Annotated in this window: 18 protein-coding genes and 1 riboswitch; of the genes, 14 read left to right on the top strand and 4 right to left on the bottom strand. The window is 59.6% G+C overall.

Annotated elements, in window-relative coordinates; translation table 11 throughout:
- Positions 1-17 precede the first annotated feature (17 nt).
- The gene (locus BLW11_RS09935; RefSeq protein ID WP_048358875.1) at positions 18-1,325 is read right to left on the bottom strand and encodes a PQQ-dependent sugar dehydrogenase; all 1,308 of its coding nucleotides are present in this window, start codon (positions 1,323-1,325) and stop codon (positions 18-20) included.
- Between the two features lie 128 nt (positions 1,326-1,453).
- A riboswitch (cobalamin riboswitch) is annotated at positions 1,454-1,698 on the top strand.
- 82 nt (positions 1,699-1,780) lie between these two features.
- On the opposite strand from BLW11_RS09935, the gene cobO reads away from it, so the two are divergent.
- From cobO to BLW11_RS10000, 13 genes are all read left to right on the top strand, one after another.
- Positions 1,781-2,392 carry a cob(I)yrinic acid a,c-diamide adenosyltransferase gene (gene cobO, locus BLW11_RS09940; protein WP_019827721.1) on the top strand — a complete coding sequence of 204 codons (612 nt, stop codon included), beginning with the start codon at positions 1,781-1,783 and terminating at the stop codon, positions 2,390-2,392.
- 10 nt (positions 2,393-2,402) lie between these two features.
- Positions 2,403-3,716, top strand: coding sequence for a cobyrinic acid a,c-diamide synthase CobB (locus BLW11_RS09945; RefSeq protein WP_048358874.1), 1,314 nt, complete (start codon positions 2,403-2,405; stop codon positions 3,714-3,716).
- Positions 3,713-4,363 (top strand): 5,6-dimethylbenzimidazole synthase, encoded by a 651-nt coding sequence (gene bluB / locus BLW11_RS09950; protein WP_048358873.1) that lies wholly within the window; start codon positions 3,713-3,715, stop codon positions 4,361-4,363. Before BLW11_RS09945 ends, bluB begins: the two co-directional genes overlap by 4 nt.
- Positions 4,360-5,268 carry an adenosylcobinamide-phosphate synthase CbiB gene (cbiB, locus tag BLW11_RS09955; protein WP_048358872.1) on the top strand — a complete coding sequence of 303 codons (909 nt, stop codon included), beginning with the start codon at positions 4,360-4,362 and terminating at the stop codon, positions 5,266-5,268. Before bluB ends, cbiB begins: the two co-directional genes overlap by 4 nt.
- Positions 5,261-6,253, top strand: a complete 993-nt coding sequence (gene cobD / locus BLW11_RS09960) for a threonine-phosphate decarboxylase CobD (protein ID WP_048358871.1) — start codon at positions 5,261-5,263, stop codon at positions 6,251-6,253. The genes cbiB and cobD overlap by 8 nt, the downstream gene beginning before the upstream one ends.
- A complete protein-coding gene (locus BLW11_RS09965; protein ID WP_048358870.1) occupies positions 6,250-7,701 on the top strand; it encodes a cobyric acid synthase in 1,452 nt (483 codons plus the stop codon). Before cobD ends, BLW11_RS09965 begins: the two co-directional genes overlap by 4 nt.
- A gap of 85 nt (positions 7,702-7,786) precedes the next feature.
- A complete protein-coding gene (gene cobU, locus BLW11_RS09970) occupies positions 7,787-8,308 on the top strand; it encodes a bifunctional adenosylcobinamide kinase/adenosylcobinamide-phosphate guanylyltransferase (protein WP_048358869.1) in 522 nt (173 codons plus the stop codon).
- The gene (gene cobT / locus BLW11_RS09975) at positions 8,305-9,360 is read left to right on the top strand and encodes a nicotinate-nucleotide--dimethylbenzimidazole phosphoribosyltransferase (RefSeq protein ID WP_048358868.1); all 1,056 of its coding nucleotides are present in this window, start codon (positions 8,305-8,307) and stop codon (positions 9,358-9,360) included. Before cobU ends, cobT begins: the two co-directional genes overlap by 4 nt.
- Positions 9,357-9,935 carry an alpha-ribazole phosphatase family protein gene (cobC, locus tag BLW11_RS09980; protein WP_048358867.1) on the top strand — a complete coding sequence of 193 codons (579 nt, stop codon included), beginning with the start codon at positions 9,357-9,359 and terminating at the stop codon, positions 9,933-9,935. The genes cobT and cobC overlap by 4 nt, the downstream gene beginning before the upstream one ends.
- A complete protein-coding gene (locus BLW11_RS09985) occupies positions 9,935-10,666 on the top strand; it encodes an adenosylcobinamide-GDP ribazoletransferase (protein ID WP_048358866.1) in 732 nt (243 codons plus the stop codon). Before cobC ends, BLW11_RS09985 begins: the two co-directional genes overlap by 1 nt.
- A gap of 79 nt (positions 10,667-10,745) precedes the next feature.
- Positions 10,746-11,159, top strand: coding sequence for a MarR family winged helix-turn-helix transcriptional regulator (locus BLW11_RS09990; protein ID WP_048358865.1), 414 nt, complete (start codon positions 10,746-10,748; stop codon positions 11,157-11,159).
- Between the two features lie 52 nt (positions 11,160-11,211).
- Positions 11,212-12,420, top strand: coding sequence for an MFS transporter (locus BLW11_RS09995; protein WP_048358864.1), 1,209 nt, complete (start codon positions 11,212-11,214; stop codon positions 12,418-12,420).
- A gap of 173 nt (positions 12,421-12,593) precedes the next feature.
- Complete coding sequence (locus BLW11_RS10000) at positions 12,594-13,145, top strand: glutathione peroxidase (RefSeq protein ID WP_048358863.1); 552 nt, start codon at positions 12,594-12,596, stop codon at positions 13,143-13,145.
- An 86-nt stretch (positions 13,146-13,231) separates the two neighbouring features.
- On the opposite strand, the gene BLW11_RS10005 is transcribed toward BLW11_RS10000, so the two are convergent.
- The 3 genes from BLW11_RS10005 to BLW11_RS10015 form a co-directional block, all read right to left on the bottom strand.
- Positions 13,232-14,515, bottom strand: coding sequence for an OmpP1/FadL family transporter (locus tag BLW11_RS10005; protein WP_048358862.1), 1,284 nt, complete (start codon positions 14,513-14,515; stop codon positions 13,232-13,234).
- A gap of 146 nt (positions 14,516-14,661) precedes the next feature.
- Positions 14,662-15,141 carry a hypothetical protein gene (locus BLW11_RS10010; RefSeq protein ID WP_048358861.1) on the bottom strand — a complete coding sequence of 160 codons (480 nt, stop codon included), beginning with the start codon at positions 15,139-15,141 and terminating at the stop codon, positions 14,662-14,664.
- A gap of 265 nt (positions 15,142-15,406) precedes the next feature.
- Positions 15,407-15,631, bottom strand: coding sequence for a hypothetical protein (locus BLW11_RS10015; protein ID WP_048358860.1), 225 nt, complete (start codon positions 15,629-15,631; stop codon positions 15,407-15,409).
- Between the two features lie 994 nt (positions 15,632-16,625).
- On the opposite strand from BLW11_RS10015, the gene BLW11_RS10020 reads away from it, so the two are divergent.
- Positions 16,626-16,949, top strand: a complete 324-nt coding sequence (locus tag BLW11_RS10020) for an SEL1-like repeat protein (protein WP_048358859.1) — start codon at positions 16,626-16,628, stop codon at positions 16,947-16,949.
- Positions 16,950-17,109 lie beyond the last annotated feature (160 nt).

Raw genomic sequence — 17,109 nt, forward strand, 5'->3', positions numbered from 1 at the left:
TTGATGAACCCGCCTGTTTACTTGCCTGACACCCGCCAAATTTTGTTGCCGACATCATCGGCCACCAGCAAGTCCCCTTGTTTATCGATGACTACGCCCACCGGCCGGCCCATGGCCTTTTCGTCCGTGTTGAGGAAACCCGTCAGCACGTCGATCGGCATGCCGGCAGGTTTGCCGTCTGCGAAGGGCACAAAAATCACCTTGTAGCCACTGTGCGGCTTGCGGTTCCAGGAGCCGTGCTGGCCAATAAAGACGCCTTCAGTAAACTCGGGCAGCTTGCTGCCTTGGGCGAAGCTGAGGCCCAGGGACGCAGTGTGCGGGCCCACGGCGTAATCCGGAGCAATGGCTTTGGCCACCAGCTCCGGGTTTTGCGGGTTGACCCGCACATCCACGTGCTGCCCGTAATAGCTGTAGGGCCAGCCATAGAAACCGCCGTCTTTGACTGAGGTGATGTAATCAGGCACCAGGTCACTGCCGATCTCGTCGCGTTCGTTGACTGCCGTCCAGAGTTTGCCGGTCTTGGGTTCCCAGTCCATGCCGTTAGGGTTGCGCAGGCCCGAGGCGAAAATACGGTGCTTGCCGGTGGCGCGATCAACTTCCCAGATCGCGGCGCGGCCTTCCTCCTTGTCCATCCCGTTCTCGCCCACGTTGCTGTTGGAGCCCACGGTCACATACAACTTTGTGCCGTCGGGGCTGGCGATGACGTTTTTGGTCCAGTGATGATTCAGCGGCCCGCCCGGAAGATCGACAACTTTGGTTGGCTGGGCGCTGATGGAGTTCTCGCCCGCTTGATAGGGGAAACGCAGTAGCTTGTCGGCGTCGGCGACATACAAATCGTTGCCCACCAGGGTCATGCCAAAGGGTGAGTTGAGGTTGTCGAGAAAGACCGAGCGGGTTTCAGCGACGCCGTCGTGGTCCGCATCGCGCAGCAGCGTGATCCGATTGGCGCTCGGTACCCCGGCTCCGGCGCGGCCCATGATTTTCCCCGCGATCCAGCCCTTGATCCCCTTGCCCTCATCCGGCTGGGGCGGCGCATTGGTTTCGGCCACCAGCACATCGCCATTGGGCAATACATAGAGCCAGCGCGGGTGGTCCAGGCCTTCGGCGAAGGCGGCGACCTTCAGTCCTTGGGCGGCAACCGGTGTGGTCCCGGCCGGCCAGCCAATGGCGGGGGCGATGTTGACGGTGGGTATCAGCGTCTTGTTGGGTTCGGGCAGTTTCGGCGACGGGCCTGTGCCATCACTCACTTGCAAGGTCGAGGTCTCGCCGCAGGCAGCCAATCCTGCCGCAAGTACGATGACAATAGCGTGCTGGTGCTTGAGCATGAAGAACTCCGTTAAGTTTTGGTCTTGTAAGTCATAGAGAAGCTTAGCCCCTCAAAGGTTCAGCCCGCTGCTTTGTATAAACCCTATTGGCGCCACCTTTAATTGACGCTCCACCCCCAACCCTCTAACCTTCGCGGCTTGTTTCAGGTGCTCGGCAACGTAACGTTGGCTGAGTGAAACAGGGAAGCCGGTGAGGGCGTGTTTGACCCACACAACCGCCATGATCCCGGCGCTGCCCCCGCAACGGTAAATGAGTGAATGTCACGCTAAGTGCCACTGTGTTTTTTCACGGGAAGGCGCGTGGAAAAGGGTGCTCTGTATAAAGAGTTGCCCGCTCATGAGCCCGGAGACCGGCCTGATCCATCCACCACTCTCGCGGCGGGCGATGCAGTGTGTTTTTTGATGAATTCCCCCCGCCTCCCGTTTGCATTATTGAGCCCCAACGGAGAGCTGCCATGAACGAATCCCCCGAACGCGACGAACGTCATCAGGCGCGCATGCTGCGCAAAAAAGCCGTTATGGATGAGCGCATTGCCAGCTCGCCCAATGAGTGCGGGCTGCTGCTGGTATTGACCGGCAATGGTAAAGGCAAAAGCAGTTCCGCTTTTGGCATGCTGGCCCGGGCCATGGGTCACGGCATGCAGTGCGGCGTGGTGCAGTTCATCAAGGGTCGCAACAGCACCGGCGAAGAGATCTTCTTCCGCCGTTTCCCCGAGCAGGTGCGCTATCACGTGATGGGCGAAGGCTTTACCTGGGAAACCCAGGATCGCCAACGCGATATTGCCGCTGCCGAAGCCGCGTGGGAAGTGTCCCGCGAGATGCTGCGTGACCCGTCCATCGGGCTGGTTGTGCTGGATGAGCTGAACATCGCGCTCAAACACGGCTACCTCGACCTTGAACAGGTGCTCGCCGACCTGCAAGCCCGCCCTTTGATGCAGCATGTGCTGGTCACCGGGCGCGGCGCCAAACCCGAACTGATTGATCTGGCCGATACCGTGACCGAAATGGGTGTGGTCAAACACGCCTTCCAGGCCGGGATCAAAGCCCAGAAAGGCATCGAATTGTGAGTGTTGAAGTATGAGAGCGTCACGTCATTGCCCGGCGGTGTTGATCGCCGCACCGGCCTCCGGTCAGGGCAAGACCACCGTTACCGCCGCCCTGGCCCGATTGCACCGCAATCAGGGGCGAAAGGTGCGGGTATTCAAATGTGGTCCGGATTTTCTCGACCCCATGATTCTGGAACGCGCCAGCGGTGCGCCGGTGTATCAAGTGGATTTGTGGATGGTGGGCGCGGATGAAAGCCGCCGTCTGCTGTGGGAAGCCGCCGGTGAAGCGGACCTGATCCTGATCGAGGGCGTGATGGGCCTGTTCGATGGCACGCCGTCCAGCGCCGATCTGGCGCGTCATTTTGGCGTCCCGGTATTGGGTGTGATTGATGGCACCGCAATGGCCCAGACCTTTGGAGCGCTGGCCTTGGGCCTGGCGCGCTATCAGCCGGATCTGCCGTTTGCCGGGGTGCTGGCCAACCGGGTCGGCACCGTGCGCCATGCGCAGTTGCTTGAAGGCAGCCTGACCGAAGGTTTGCGCTGGTACGGCGCATTGTCCCGCGAGACCGGGATCGAGCTGCCGAGCCGGCACTTGGGCCTGGTGCAGGCCAGCGAGCTGAACGATCTGGATGCGCGTCTCGACGCGGCAGCCAATGCTTTGGCCAGCACCTGTGAGGTAGCGCTGCCACCAGCGGTCGAGTTTGCGGCGCCTGCGCCGGTCGTGGTCGAGCCGTTGCTGGCCGGGGTGCGGATTGCCGTGGCACGGGATGAGGCGTTTGCCTTCACCTATGGCGCGAGTCTGGACCTGTTGCGTGCGATGGGCGCCGAGCTGGTGTTTTTCTCGCCGATTCGCGATACCTGTTTGCCAGAGGCAGACAGCCTGTACCTGCCGGGTGGCTACCCTGAGCTGCATCATCTTGAACTGTCGCGCAATACGCCGATGCTCGAGGCGATTCGTGCTCATCACGCAGCCGGTAAGCCGCTGCTGGCCGAATGTGGCGGCATGCTCTACTTGCTGGATGCCTTGACCGATGTTGAGGGGCAGCGTGCCGAACTGGTGGGCTTGCTGGCAGGGGAGGCGACGATGCAAAAGCGTCTGGCCGCTTTAGCCTTGCAGGCCGTGGAAATGCCTGAAGGGCTGCTGCGCGGTCATACCTACCACCACTCGCTGACCAGCACAGAGCTAGAGCCCATTGCACGCGGGCTGAGCCCCAATGGCGGGCGTGGCGCTGAAGCGGTGTATCGCGAGGGGCGGATGACTGCGTCTTACGTGCACTTTTACTTCCCGTCCAACCCCCAGGCCATTGCCGCATTACTGGCGCCTTGCGCCGTGAAGGCGCCATGACCGACAACGCCTTTAGCCCTGAAGAGCGCGCCGCGGTGTACCGCGCCATTGCCGAGCGCCGTGACATGCGGCACTTCAGCGGTGGCAGTGTGGCGCCCGAGCTATTGTCACGGTTGCTGGAAGCGGCGCATCAGGCCCCGAGTGTGGGTTTGATGCAGCCGTGGCGGTTTATCCGCATCACCGACCGTGGGCTGCGTGGCAAGATTCAAGGCCTGGTCGAAGCCGAGCGGGTGCGTACTGCCGAGGCGCTGGGCCAGCGCTCCGATGAGTTCATGACCCTTAAGGTCGAAGGCATCAACGACTGTGCCGAGGTACTGGTGGCGGCATTGATGGATGACCGCGAAAAGCACATTTTTGGCCGACGTACCCTGCCGGAAATGGACATGGCGTCTTTGTCCTGTGCCATTCAGAACCTTTGGCTGGCCGCGCGGGTCGAGGGCCTGGGCATGGGCTGGGTGTCGTTGTTCGAGCCCGTGGCACTGGCGCACTTGCTGGGTTTGCCCGCCGGGGCCAAGCCGCTGGCGGTATTGTGTCTGGGCCCGGTTGAGGCCTTTTATCCGGCACCCATGCTGGTGCTGGAAGGGTGGGCGCAAGCGCGTCCGCTGAGCGAATTGGTGTATGAGAATTATTGGGGAGTAAGTCCATGAGTGTGGCGTTGCTGTGCGTCGCCGGGGTGGCGCTTGATGCGCTGTTTGGTGAGCCCAAGCGCTGGCATCCGCTGGTCGCGTTTGGCCGCATGGCCGAGCGTATCGAGCAGCGTTTCAATTCCGGCGGACGTGGCTGGCGCAGTCATGGTGTGACGGCCTGGGTGCTGGCAGTGTTGCCTCTGACGATCCTTGCAACGGCACTTTCATGGCTGCCGTATATCGGCTGGCTGGTGGAAATTCTGGCGCTGTATTGTGCGCTGGGCATGCGCAGTCTCGGTGAGCACGTGCAGCCGGTTGCCGAGGCGCTGCGTGCCAACGATCTGGAAGAGGCACGGACCCGGGTCGGCTATCTGGTCAGTCGCCAAACCAGCGAGCTGGACTCGACTGAAGTTGCCCGCGCTGCCACTGAATCTGTGTTGGAAAACGGCAGTGATGCGGTCTTTGCCACTATTTTCTGGTTTGTCGTGGCGGGAGCGCCAGGCGTGGTGCTCTATCGTTTGAGTAATACGCTGGATGCGATGTGGGGCTATCGAAACGAGCGCTTTGAGCGTTTCGGCTGGGCCGCTGCCCGTATCGACGATGTTCTTAACTATATTCCTGCAAGGTTGGTGGCGTTGACTTACGCCGTGTTGGGTAAAACCCGACTGGCCTTTAAGTGCTGGCGCAAGCAGGCACCCCAGTGGGACAGCCCCAATGCAGGCCCGGTAATGGCCGCAGGTGCAGGCGCGCTGGGTGTGGAACTGGGTGGCCCGGCGATTTATCACGGCGAGCTGCACGAGCGCCCGCAGTTGGGCGAAGGCGTGCCAGCAGATGCTGACTCGATTGGTCGTGGCTGGCAGTTGGTGCAGCGTGGCGTATGGCTGTGGCTGTTGGTTCTGTGCGCGTGGAGTGAATTCTATGCTTGAGCACGGCGGGCGTTTACGCAAGGCCGCGTTGCACTTCGGTATTGATGAGGCTGACTGGCTGGATTTGTCCACTGGCCTGGCGCCCTGGCCCTTTGATATTCCCCCGATACCCGAGCGTGCCTGGGCTCGTTTGCCTGAAACCGACGATGGTCTTGAGCAAGCAGCCTGTGCCTATTACGGCGCGCTGAGTGTATTGCCGGTGCCGGGCTCGCAGTGCGCGATCCAGCTGCTGCCGCGCCTGCGCCGCAGTGGCAAGGTCGGTGTGCTGTCGCCGTGTTACGCCGAGCATGCACATGCCTGGAGGCACAGCGGGCATATCGTGCGTGAAATCATGGAGCAGGAAGTCGATTTCTACCTCGACACGCTGGACGTGCTGGTGGTGGTCAATCCCAACAACCCTACCGGGTTGAAGCTGTCGCCGGAGCGTTTGCTGGAATGGCATGCGCGGCTGGTGCAGCGCGGTGGCTGGCTGGTGGTGGACGAAGCCTTTATGGACAACACCCCGGAACTTAGCCTGGCCGCGCACACACAGCGTACCGGGCTGATCGTGTTGCGTTCTTTCGGCAAGTTTTTTGGTCTGGCCGGGGTGCGGTTGGGTTTTGTGCTGGCCGAGCAAAAGTTGCTCAAGTTGCTGGCCGAACAAGTCGGGCCATGGGCCGTTAGCGGACCGACGCGCATCGTCGGTCAGGCCTGCCTGCTCGATACCGAAGGTCATGCTCGCCAGCGCGAGCGCAGTGAGCTGGCCAGCGGTCGGCTGGAGCGCTTGCTGGGGCTGCATGATTTGCCGCCACACGGCGGTTGTGCGTTGTTCCAGTGGCTGATCACGCCTCACGCCGACCGTCTTTACGAATTTATGGCGCACCGCGGCATTTTGCTGCGCCTGTTTGCCCACAACAGCAGCGTGCGTTTTGGCCTGCCCGCCGATGAGGCTGACTGGGTGCGACTGGAGCAGGCGTTGGCCGCGTATACCAAGGAAACCACATGAGTACGTTGATGGTGCAAGGCACCACATCCGATGCTGGCAAAAGCACGCTGGTGACGGCCCTGTGCCGCTGGCTGACCCGCCAGGGCGTAGCGGTGGTGCCGTTCAAGCCGCAGAACATGGCGCTCAACAGCGCGGTGACCGCTGAGGGCGGCGAGATCGGTCGCGCCCAGGCGGTGCAGGCTCAGGCGGCCGGGCTTGCTCCGCACACGGACATGAACCCGGTGCTGCTCAAACCCAATAGCGACACCGGCGCCCAGGTGATCATTCATGGTCGCGCCGTGACCAGCATGAATGCGGTGGCGTATCACGACTACAAGGCCATAGCCATGCAGGCGGTTCTGGCCTCACACCAGCGTTTGAGTGCCGCGTATCCGGTGGTCATGGTCGAGGGCGCAGGTTCGCCGGCCGAGATCAATTTGCGGGCCGGAGACATTGCCAACATGGGCTTTGCCGAGGCAGTGGATTGCCCGGTGGTGTTGATTGCCGATATCAATCGTGGCGGTGTGTTTGCGCACCTGGTCGGTACCCTCGAGTTGCTGTCCGAGACCGAACAGGCACGGGTCAAAGGTTTCATCATCAACCGTTTTCGTGGAGATATCGCCTTGCTCCAGCCCGGCCTCGACTGGCTGGAACAGCGCACCGGAAAACCGGTGATCGGCGTGCTGCCCTATGTGATGGACCTGCATCTTGAGGCCGAAGACGGCATCGACCAGCGCCAGACCGACAAGGTTGAACAGGTGCTCAAAGTGGTGGTGCCGGTATTGCCGCGAATCAGCAATCACACCGACTTCGACCCGCTGCGCCTGCACCCGCAGGTTGACCTGCAGTTTGTGGGGCCGGGGCAGCCGATCCCGCCTGCCGACTTGATCATCCTGCCCGGCTCCAAGAGCGTGCGTAGCGATCTGGCGTACTTGCGCGCCAATGGCTGGGACGCGGCCATCAGTCGTCATCTGCGTTACGGCGGAAAGCTGCTGGGGATTTGCGGCGGCTTGCAGATGCTTGGCGAGCAGATACACGACCCGCTGGGGCTCGAAGGTGCGCCCGGTTCAAGTGCGGGTCTGGGTTTGCTGGCCTTCAGCACCGAGCTGGCCGCTGAAAAGCAGCTGCGCAACGTGCGGGGGCATTTGCTGCTGGAAAGCGCTGAAGTCAGCGGCTACGAAATTCATGCCGGCGTGACCACCGGCGCGGCCCTGGAGCAACCGGCGGTGCGTCTGGACGACGGGCGTTGTGATGGTGCGCAGAGTGCCGACGGGCAAATCCTCGGGACCTACCTGCATGGTCTGTTCGAGTCACCTGCGGCCTGCAGCGCGCTGTTGCGCTGGGCCGGTCTGCAGGATGTGCAAGAAGTGGACTATCACGCCCTGCGTGAGCGGGATATCGAGCGGCTGGCGGATCTGGTGGAAAACCACCTGGACACCGCGTACTTGCGAGAATTGTGCAGAATTTAAATCTGTGGGAACGAGCCTGCTCGCGAAAAACATCAATGCGCCTTCGAGAGCAGGCTCGCTCCCACAGTTCTAGAGGTTTATCAACATGCTGCAACTGATTTTGGGTGGCGCCCGTTCGGGTAAAAGCCGCCTGGCCGAAAAGCTGGCGACAGACTCGGCGCTGGCAGTGACCTATATAGCCACCAGTCAGCCGCTGGACGGCGAGATGAGCGAGCGGGTGCGTCACCATCGTGAGCGCCGCCCCGCGCATTGGGCGTTGATAGAAGAGCCGATCGAGCTGGCCCGTGTGCTGCGTGAAAACGCCCGTGCCGATACCTGCCTGCTGGTGGACTGCCTGACCCTGTGGCTGACCAATCTGCTGATGCTTGAAGACCCGCAACGCCTGACTGCCGAGCGCGACGCGCTGTTGCACTGTCTGGCGGACCTGCCGGGCGAAATTGTGTTTGTCAGCAACGAAACCGGAATGGGTGTCGTGCCGCTGGGCGAATTGACTCGCCGCTATGTCGATGAAGCCGGTTGGTTGCATCAAGCCCTGGCCGAGCGCTGTCAGCGAGTTGTACTGACGGTGGCGGGCCTGCCCCTGACGTTGAAAGGAACTGCACTATGAATACTCCGTGGTGGCTGAACCCATGCAAGCCCGTAGACAGTGACATGCAGGCGGCCGCTGTCGAGCGTCAGCAGCAGTTGACCAAGCCTGCGGGCGCGCTGGGGCAGCTTGAAGCGCTGGCGGTGCAACTGGCCGGTTTGCAGGGGCGGCTCAAACCCCGGGTCGACCAGCTGTGGATTGCCATTTTCGCCGGCGATCACGGTGTAGTCGCCGAAGGTGTCTCGGCATACCCGCAAGCGGTCACCGGGCAAATGCTGCACAACTTTGTCAGCGGCGGCGCGGCGATCAGTGTGTTGGCCCGTCAGTTGGGCGCGCAGCTGGATGTGGTGGACCTGGGCACGGTGACGCCGATGCTGGAGCTGGCGGGTGTGCGTCACTTGCAGCTGGGCGCGGGTACGGCCAACTTTGCGACAGGCCCTGCGATGTCCGACAGCCAGGGTTTAAAAGCCCTGCAGGCGGGGCGCGACAGTGTGTTGCGGGCTCAGGCCGTGGGCAGTGAGCTGTTTATTGGCGGCGAAATGGGCATTGGCAACACGGCATCTGCCAGTGCCGTGGCCAGTGCGTTGCTTGACTGCCCGGCTTCGCAGTTGACCGGGCCGGGCACGGGGCTGGATGCGGCCGGCGTCAGCCATAAGGCGCAGGTGATTGACCGGGCGCTGGCGTTGCATGCCGGTCACCTCGATGATCCGCTACAAACACTGTTCCGCCTGGGCGGTTTTGAGATTGCAGCCCTGGTCGGTGCCTACGTGGCCTGTGCTCAGGAAGGTATCGTGGCTGTGGTCGATGGCTTTATCTGCACCGTCGCAGCCATGGTTGCCGTGCGCTTGAACCCCGAGTGTCGCCAGTGGCTGGTGTTCAGCCACCGGGGAGCAGAGCAGGGGCATCGTCATGTACTGGAAAGCTTGCAGGCTGAGCCGTTGCTGGAGCTGGGCCTGCGCCTGGGCGAGGGTAGCGGCGCGGCGCTGGCTGTGCCTCTGATACGTCTGGCGTGCGACCTGCACGGTCAGATGGCGACGTTTGCCGAAGCCTCCGTGGCAGATCGTCCGGCATGACCGTGCAACTGGATATGTTGCGTCATGGCGAAACCGAGCTGGGAGGCGGCCTGCGCGGCAGCCTGGATGACGCCCTGACGACACTGGGCTGGACGCAAATGCGCGAGTCGGTCAAAGGTCGCGGGCCGTGGGATCGCATCGTCAGCTCGCCGCTGCAACGTTGTGCGCTGTTTGCACAGGAGTTGAGTGGGCAACTCGGTCTGCCGGTGTCTTTCGACAAAGACCTGCAAGAACTGCATTTTGGTGCGTGGGAAGGGTGCAATACCGCCTCGTTGATGGAGACCAATGCCGAGGACCTCGGGGCGTTTTGGTCTGACCCCTACGGTTTCACCCCGCCCGAGGGGGAGCCGGTTCTGGCTTTTTCTGAGCGAGTCCTGGCGGCAGTCGGCCGTTTGCAGGCGGCGTATGACGGTGAGCGGGTGCTGGTAGTGTGCCACGGTGGGGTGATGAAACTGCTGCTGGCCAAGGCCCGCGGTTTGCCCCGTGAACAGTTGCTGCAAGTGCCGGTCATCCACGGTGCGCTGTTTGGCTTGGTGGTGGGTGCGGATGGCCAGTTGAACGAGGTCGTTGCGTGATGTTGCCGTTCTGGATCGCCTTGCAGTTTTTAAGCAGCTTGCCGATTCGCTTGCCCGGTATGCCGCAGCCCCGTGAAGTTGGGCGTTCGGTGCTGTTTTACCCGCTGGTGGGGTTGCTGTTCGGTGTGCTGCTGTGGGGGTTTGATGCGCTGCTGGCAGGCGCGCCGTTGATGCTGCATGCCGCTTTGCTGCTGACGGTTTGGGTACTGCTCAGTGGCGGTCTGCATCTGGATGGTCTGGCCGACAGTGCGGATGCCTGGCTGGGCGGTTTTGGTGATCGCGAGCGCACGCTGACCATTATGAAAGATCCGCGCAGCGGGCCGATAGCGGTGGTCACGCTGGTGCTGGTGCTATTACTGAAGTTCTGCGCGCTGCTGGCGCTGATAGAGCAACAGCACGGCGCCGTCTTGCTGATCGTACCGCTGATCGGTCGCGCTGCGTTGCTGGGCGTGTTTCTGACGACGCGCTACGTACGTGCCGGTGGTCTGGGCCAGGCCTTGGCCGACCACTTGCCGCGCACGGCGGGCTGGTGGGTGTTGGGGCTCAGCGCCGTGGCATGCGTGGTGTTGGCCAGGGTCGCCGGTGTGTGGGCCTTGGGCTTGGCAGCGCTTGGGTTTGTTTGGCTGCGCCGGGTGATGGTGCGGCGCCTGGGTGGCACCACGGGGGATACTGCCGGGGCATTGCTGGAGTTGCTCGAAGTGCTGGTCCTGGTGGGATTGGCTTTGGTATAGCACCCACACAACCAGTCCCTGCAATGCGGTGCCGCTATTAAATCTTGATTCTGTTTTATTGCGGGTATATACATACAAAATGTTACCAACTCAGTGTTTATGTACCAATCTGCGACGTGCGGCACGTGGCGTAAGCAGGCATTACGACGGCGCTCTCGATGGCTTCGGGATCAACGTCGCCCAGTATTCTTTGCTCAGCAACCTCAAGCGTCTTGATCAACCGAGCATTTCCAGCCTGGCAGAAGCCATGGGACTGGATCGCAGTACGTTGGGGCGCAATGTGCGGGTGCTTGAGGGCGCAGGTCTGTTGAAGATGACGGAAGGGGCAGACCAGCGTAATCGGCTGGTCTGCCTGACGAAGGCCGGTGAGGATTGCCTGGAGGCCGCCTTGCCTGCCTGGGAGGCCGCACAGCAACGCTTGATGGATCGTTTGGGGGAAACCAAGCGCACACAACTGCTTCAGCTATTGGATGAATTGGCGGGGCCTGACTGACGGTCAGCTGCCCGGTTATAAATGGGTATATACCCGCTCCCGGAGAACAACAATGACAACGGTGTGGCGCAACAGCGGTTGGGTGCTTCTTGGCAGCGCGCTTATTTTGGCCCTGTCTTTAGGTGTGAGGCATGGTTTCGGGCTGTTTCTGCCGCCCATGAGTGCGCAGTTTGGCTGGGGGCGCGAGGTGTTTGCGTTTGCCATCGCCCTGCAAAACCTGATCTGGGGCCTGGCCCAGCCCTTTACCGGGGCCCTGGCTGACCGCTTCGGCGCGGCCAAGGTGGTGATGGTCGGCGGCGTGTTGTATGCCGTGGGGCTGCTGCTGATGGGGATGTCGGACTCACCGCTGTCTCTGTCGCTGAGCGCCGGGCTGTTGATCGGTATCGGCCTGTCGGGCACATCGTTTTCGGTGATCCTGGGCGTGGTCGGTCGCGCCTTGCCGGCGGAAAAACGCAGCATGGGCATGGGGATCGCCAGCGCTGCAGGTTCTTTCGGCCAGTTTGCGATGCTGCCTGGTACCTTGGGCCTGATTGGCTGGCTCGGCTGGTCGGCGGCGCTTTTGGTGTTGGGCGTATTGGTGGCGCTGATCGTGCCGCTGGTGAGCATGCTCAAGGATCGCCCGATGCCAAGTCTTGGCGGCGAGCAAACCCTCAAGGAAGCGCTGCGCGAGGCCTGCTCGCACTCCGGTTTCTGGCTGCTGGCCTTTGGTTTTTTTGTCTGCGGCTTTCAGGTGGTGTTTATCGGCATTCACCTGCCTGCTTATCTGGTGGATCAGCACTTGCCCGCAACAGTGGGTACGACGGTGCTGGCGCTGATCGGCCTGTTCAATATCTTCGGCACCTACACCGCTGGCTGGCTCGGTGGGCGCATGTCCAAGCCGCGCTTGCTGACCGGGTTGTACCTGGCGCGGGCAGTGGTGATCGTGCTGTTCTTGTGGGCGCCGGTGACTCAGTTCAGCGCGTATGTGTTTGGCATGGCCATGGGCTTTTTGTGGCTGTCGACGGTGCCGCTGACCAATGGCACGGTGGCGACCATGTTTGGCGTGCGTAACCTGTCGATGCTGGGCGGGATTGTGTTCCTCTTCCATCAGCTGGGAGCATTCCTGGGCGGCTGGCTGGGCGGCGTAGTCTATGATCAAACCGGCAGTTACGATCTGATCTGGCAGGTTTCGATTTTGTTGAGCCTGTTGGCGGCTGCCTTGAACTGGCCGGTGCGCGAGCGCCCGGTGGCCCGTTTGCAGGCGCAGGGGAGTATGGGGTGAGTTCAACCTGGATATGGCTCGGTGCAGTCAGTGCCGGTGCTTTGTTGCTGGCCCTGATCTGGTGGGGCTGGCATCAAGGCGGGTTAGCTTTGATGCAGTTGGGTATGGGTGCTTGCTAGTGCAGCACCGGGTGAGTAAGTTCTGTGCCTGCCTACTTTTGAAGGACACTTATGATGCTTAAGCGCTGGATTGCGATGCCTGTACTGCTGTTGGCCTGCGCAGGTTCGGTTTGGGCGGCGGATTGCCCGCCCTTGCTGGAAGGTACGCTGCCTAAGCTGCGAGCCAAGGAATCGATTGATCTGTGCCAGCGTTTTGCAGGCAAGCCACTGTTGATCGTCAACACGGCGAGCTTTTGCGGCTTTGCCCCGCAGTTCAAGGGGCTTGAAGCGTTGAACCAGCGCTACAAGGGGCAGGGTCTGGAGCTGATAGGCGTGCCCTCGGATGACTTCAAGCAAGAAGCCAAGGATGGCGAAGAGACCGCCAAGGTCTGCTACGTCAATTATGGCGTGACCTTCACCATGATCGACCCGCAGCATGTGCGCGGCGCTGATGCGACGCACCTGTTCAAGGTGCTGGCCGAACAGAGCAGCGCGCCGAAGTGGAACTTCTATAAATACGTGGTTGATCGCCAGGGCAATGTCATCGCCAGCTTCTCCAGCCTGACCAAGCCCGATAGTCCGGAACTGATAGAAGCCATCGATAAAGCCATCGCTTCAAAACCCTGAATTGCGCCCATTAAAAATCCCCGCCTCGGTAACGAGAGCGGGGATTTTTTTGATTCAACAGGCGAGGGGATTAACCTCGCCGCGAATCAGAACTTGTAGGTTGCACCTACTGCAAAGCCGTTAGCGCTGTTTTCATACTTGGCGCTGTATTCGTTCAGTGCGTTCAAGTCGTGAACCTTGACCGACTCTTCTTTCAGGTAGGAGTAAGCCGCATCAATGGTCAGGTTCTCATTGACGGCATAACCGGCACCCAGGCTGAAGATTGTACGGTCGCCGGTAGGGATGCGTGGCGAACGGTTGGTGTTGTTGGTTGGCGACTGATCCCAAGTCAGACCGGTACGCAGTACCCACTGTTTGTTCAACTGGTAAGAAGTACCAATGGCGTAAGCCCAGGTATCGTGCCAGTTCTGTTCTTCCTTGATGGTGCCGAACAGTTGCGAGCCGACTGCACCCGAAGCTCCAGGACTCACCCCGTCGTTGTTGATGGTGATGTCTTTCAGGCGGCTCCAGCGGGTCCATGTAGTACCGGCATAGAGCTTCCAGGCATCAGACAGGTCTTGAGTGACGGACAGGTCCCAAGACTCAGGCGTGTCGATCGACAGCTTGGCGTCATAACGATTGCTCTTCATCAAAGACGACGGGGTGTTGGCCCCAGCCGTGACATTGGTGTGGCCTTCAAGCTTGTAGCTCACCTTGGAGTGATAAGTAAGACCAAGGCGGGTGGTGTCTGTCGCTTGTACCAGAACGCCGACGTTGAAGCCCAGGGCCGTATCGTTGCCTTTGACTTTAACATTGGTGTCGCCAAACCCAGGGTTCAGAACGGTCAGATCTGATTCCAGCGTACCGCTAATACGGTTGATGGTTGGACCGAAGCCCACCGAAACCTTGTCGTTGAATGCATAGCTGACAGTAGGTTGCAGGGTGACAACCTTGACTTCACTCTTCTTGCCGAAGGCACGACCCTGGAAGCCGCCTTCGTAGTCAGTGACCAGGCCGAAAGGTGCGTAAACACCGAAGCCTACAGCCCATTGGTCATCCAGCTTGTTGGTGTAGAAACCCATTGGCACGCCGGTGAACGGAACCATGTCACCTTTGTTGGTGCCAGGGTATTTGCCTTTGGCATCTTTGATATCAGTTGAAGCGTCAATCACGGCGATACCGCCTGTGACTTGCTGGCCGCTCAGGCGTGACATACCGGCAGGGTTGCCAAAAACGGTGCTTGCATCATCAGCTGAAGATGAACGACCTGCGAAACCGGTCCCCATACCGCTGACGCTTTGTTCGTTAAGTGCGAAGCCGCTAGCGAAAATCTGGCTGGAAGCCAAAGTTACGGCGAGGCCAAGTGTGGTCTTGAGCATTACTTTTTTCATTATTAGAACTCCTTTTGATCACCGGACGAAAACTACCAACATTTTTGTTGAAGCGCTATAGGCTAAATCGCAGAAGATAGCGATGTTTTGTAGGACAATCCGACCGGTTTCAGGCTATTTTTGAATTGTTGCAGTTGGCGAAAATCTCAAGCAACTTGGTTGAGAGGTGAAACACAGGTACGCCAAGCATGGGCGAAATCGCGTAAACGTCCATGTGGTTCAAAGGCTTGGCGCCAAATTCTTGCCATGCCCAGCAGGTCGTCGGCTGCAGGAATGGCTATTTTCTGCTGCTCGATCAGCAGCCAGGCAATGGCGGTGGCGTAACGTAAATTAACGGTGAGTTCCAGGTGCGGGCTGCACAGGAACGCATGCTGACTGGCCAGTCCGCGAACCAGGCTCGCCAAATCCGGGTCGTGGACCAGATATTCATCCCACAAGGCGGCATGGCGTGGTTCGCGTATGCAGTAAAGGCCGTGACCTCGACGGTCATGCAGGGCCGACCCCAAATTTGACTGGCTGGCTGCAATACCTAGCAACAAAGCTTCTGCATCCGGATTGTCCTGCCCCAGATAAAGAAGCGTTGGCCGAATCACGTAAAGGCTCAACTCCCTGGCTGCGATACCCATAAAGTCCTCGAGGCCTGAAAATGACCAGCGATACCCAGAGCTTGGCAGCAGTGAATCGAAAGGGATCGCCGGAAGCGGGTTGTGCCGCTTAAGTTGAAGTGTAGTGTCATATCTTTGCTGTAACGGTATGTTTTTAAAACATTTAAAGCTTCGACTTGTTACCTATATATCCGCAAGGACTTAAGCAATGCCGAATGTTTCTTAAATAGCAGGCAACAAAAAGCCCTGCGGATCAGGCAGGGCTTGTTGTGTAACGCTCAAGCTTTCAGGCAACCAGGGCCTGACGAGTACGCTCGATCACAGCTTGCAGCGGTGCTGCACTGGAGTATTGATCGGGGTACAGGCGTTCGCTATGGCGGGCGATACCGTGTTCGTTGACCAGAGTGAAGCTGAAGCATCCTTTGCGAGCGGCCATAATCAGGCAGTTCATTGGAGCAAAGGCGTTGGTTAGGGTGCGAATGGCATCCTGAGTATGGATTTGAGTAGACATAGTTATTAGGTGTTCCTACAAATGACACGGATAAGATCCGTGCTGCGTTAAAACGTTCCAGTGACGTCGAGCCATTCTTTGGCTGGACGAAGAACCTGACTGGAACAAAGCCGCCAGTTGGAGCGCATTAAGTTATGTGGCGCTTGGGCTGGCAGGTAGGTACTTAGGAGGGCAGGCAGTCACAACAGGAGCTAAGGTTCCGTGCTCCGGGTGAAGATCCTGATCAATTTGCAGGTTGGTTCGGTCAGAGTAAAAGAACTTCGCGATACCCTGTGCGTTTTTGCAAAGGCCGTATCGTCGCAAGATTTACCTGGAAACCATCGAGGGGGTCGATCCCGTTTTATCAGCGCTTCTTCGCTTTAGGGAAGGTGGCTGGGGGGATTTGTTCGGCCCGAATTGACTTTCAGCTTGGTACTAACGCTGCGGATACTAACTGGTTGAATTTTTAAACGCAAGTGTGCTAGCAAAAATACTTTATGTAGTCCCTGCGCAGGCGCTCATGCAGCCGCAGGGTTGTACTGGCCTGGAAGGAGAAGCGCTAGTCGATATTTGCCAATTTGCCAGCACCCTCCACAAAGCCCATGGCTATCTGGCAGCGCCTTCAACTGCGCGCCGTTGCGGTGCGTTTACCTGCCTTTTTGGCCCGTTAGCGGTCCGTTTTCTTGCGATGAATGTGAACTTGTGCACATTTGCAGTGCTGCTGACAAAATCAGCGCCAATACCCGCGTGCCAGTGCTCCTAGCCTGTCCGGTAAATTTAAGTCAATGAAAAACATCGTTTTTTTTAATTGGTGAAAAAATCGTCAGTTTGACCCGAGGCCCCGCTGGGTGGGCGTTTGCGAGGCTTAAAGTAAGGTTGTCCACTGACTTATCCACAGGATCTGTGGATTGTCCCGTGCGCTTGCTCTAGATCAAGGGTGTAGACTTTTTTCGGCTTTACCCAAACGAAAAAAGGAGTAGAGTGGCGCGCCTTCTGTTCTGCCCTACAGTGTCGTATGAAGTTCCGCACAGCTACTTCCTCTGTTACTCGCCTCAATACACCCACTGAAGCTCCCAAGCGCTTTTCTTTGCGGGTCGCTATCTGGCTGCTGGATAACCCTCGTCTGGGGGCTAACCCGAGCGTCAAGCACGTGGCTGGCCATTTGCTGAAACAGCCCGCCCGCCAAGGTGTGGTGGTGGCGCAAAGCCGTTTGGGGCAATTGATGTGCCGCGAATGCGGCAGCGCCCGTGATCAGCGAATCGGTCATGAATTGTTGCGTCAGGCTGCCCGTGCCGGCGACCTTGTTGCGCAGCAGGAACTGAACAAGAACGCTGACTGAGTTGCGTTCGGCGCCGTTTCCCGGCTAACCGTGCTCTATTACCCCGGTGGAGAGCTTATGGCCCTCGATCTGAGCAGTCTGTGCTTTGACTGGCAGTAGCGGGCCATGACTGGCATCGCTGGCGTGGCTCACCCGGCCGAATAAAGAAGAGTTTATTCGT

The organism is Pseudomonas deceptionensis, from assembly GCF_900106095.1.
GTDB classification, from domain to species: domain Bacteria; phylum Pseudomonadota; class Gammaproteobacteria; order Pseudomonadales; family Pseudomonadaceae; genus Aquipseudomonas; species Aquipseudomonas deceptionensis.